General features: G+C 48.3%; 3 protein-coding genes. All 3 read right to left on the bottom strand.

Going from position 1 to position 1,592, the window contains the following annotated elements; genetic code table 11:
- Positions 1–318: hypothetical protein (locus D6783_05255; protein ID RME52307.1), on the bottom strand; the 318-nt coding region annotated here is incomplete at its 3' end.
- Between the two features lie 15 nt (positions 319–333).
- Positions 334–882: a hypothetical protein gene (locus D6783_05250; protein RME52306.1), complete on the bottom strand. Its 549-nt coding sequence runs from the start codon at positions 880–882 to the stop codon at positions 334–336.
- Positions 883–1,020: 138 nt separating this feature from the next.
- Positions 1,021–1,503 carry a hypothetical protein gene (locus D6783_05245; GenBank protein ID RME52305.1) on the bottom strand — a complete coding sequence of 161 codons (483 nt, stop codon included), beginning with the start codon at positions 1,501–1,503 and terminating at the stop codon, positions 1,021–1,023.
- Positions 1,504–1,592: the final 89 nt, after the last annotated feature.

Below are 1,592 nucleotides of genomic sequence, written 5' to 3'. Positions count from 1 at the left end.
GTACCCTCCATGTGTTGACACTATGAGTGGGTTGTCCCATGGTTCTTCTTTGCAGAGTTTGAACAGGAAGTTTTCTTCTTTGTTCTCTCCTGAAACTGCTTTGAGCGCTTTGATTGCTGCTTTGTAAGTGTCTGTTGAGCACCGCCAGATTTCTTTCCTGTCGTCGTCGAGGATCACTGTCATGTACTCGTTCTTGAATGGCTGGTTTGCTTCGGTAAGTTCTGCCGCTGTGATTTCGATGTCTTCTTTCAGTGTCAGTCCCCATGTTTCCCCGTATCCGAGTATCACATCCGTTTTGAGGTCGAATCTTTTTCTCATTTTTGGTTTCCTCCTTTATGCGTCGAGTTCTTCTACGCTGCAGTAGTCCACATTGAGTCCGAATCGGATTGCTCTACTTCTGGCCCTGGTTACGGCCATTTCCACAGCGTATTTCTGCATTGTAGGTTTGAGGTTGTCGTTGTTGGCGCTGCCGCAGTCCTCGAAGATTCTACCGTCTTTCATTGTTACTCTGACTGTGGCGATTGTGTTTCCTGGGTTGGTGTGGAGTGAGACCACTTCTATTTTTTGGATTCCTCCTGCTTGCTGCTCGGCTATCTCAAGAAGTCCGTTTGCTGTTATGAATTCTTTTCCCTGGATCTTGACGATGAAGTCGGGGTTGATGTTCCATTTCTTGTTTCGGTTTGTTGGCGTGTCGATGACGGTTTCTTCAGGCGGCGGTGTTCGGGGTTGTTCCTGGGTTGTTTGCTTGGCCCTGTCCTGTCTGACTATGTCCTGGCACTTCATGCACAGGGCCTTGCCGAAGTGTTGTTGGCTGTAACTTGCGACTTTGTCGCTGATTTCGGTGTTGCATCCTTCGCATTTCATTTCATTCCCTCCTTTCATTCTTAAGAGTGTGGGGCAGTTTATGCTCTTGCCCCAGGAGCCGAGACCTGTTGGACATCATTGGTCATTGGCGGCAGTGTCCCCACTTTTTACCCGTTCTGGGAGGGATGTGGCTTCCGAATTCCGTGTCCTTACCGCCTACCTCCGCCCTTCTTCTGGAATCCTGCTTTTGAGGTTCTTGATGGTGTCTTTGAGTTGTTCGATGACTCTCTCCTGGTTGAGGATGGTTTCTTCGGCGTCGCTGATCCTGGACACTTGCAGGACTTTGACGATGTACTGGTTGGCTCTGAATTCGTCCTGGAGTTTTTGCAGTTCTACTTCTGTGATGTCCCTGGTTCTTCCGAGTTCTTCCAGGGTTTTCTTGAGTTCCTGGTAGTCGTTGTTCTCGTTGAGTCGTTTGAGGGTTTCGGCGTCCCTGGAGGTTTGGTTGGTGTACTTTTTTTTGCCGTCTTTGTCTGTTTCCTGGGCGACTTCTGCTGCGGTGTACTTCTCCATCTTGCTTAATCTGTAGGAGATTTCTTCTTGCTGTTGCTTGACATTGAGGAGTTTGCTCCTTTTCTCGGCGATGAGTGTTGGGAGTTCTTCAAATCTTCGGATAAGGTTTTCGTATTCTGGGTTCATTTCGATTCCTCCTTCTTGCCTGTCAGTGAGAGGCCTTCATAAGATAGTGGTATCTGGCCGAGTTTGATGTCGTCCAGAATTATTTTGTC

Source organism: Candidatus Woesearchaeota archaeon (assembly GCA_003694805.1).
In the GTDB taxonomy this organism is placed as follows: Archaea; Nanobdellota; Nanobdellia; order Woesearchaeales; family J110; genus J110.
The sequence above is the reverse complement of the archived record's forward strand: the minus strand, read 5'-3'. Positions and strand labels throughout refer to the sequence as shown.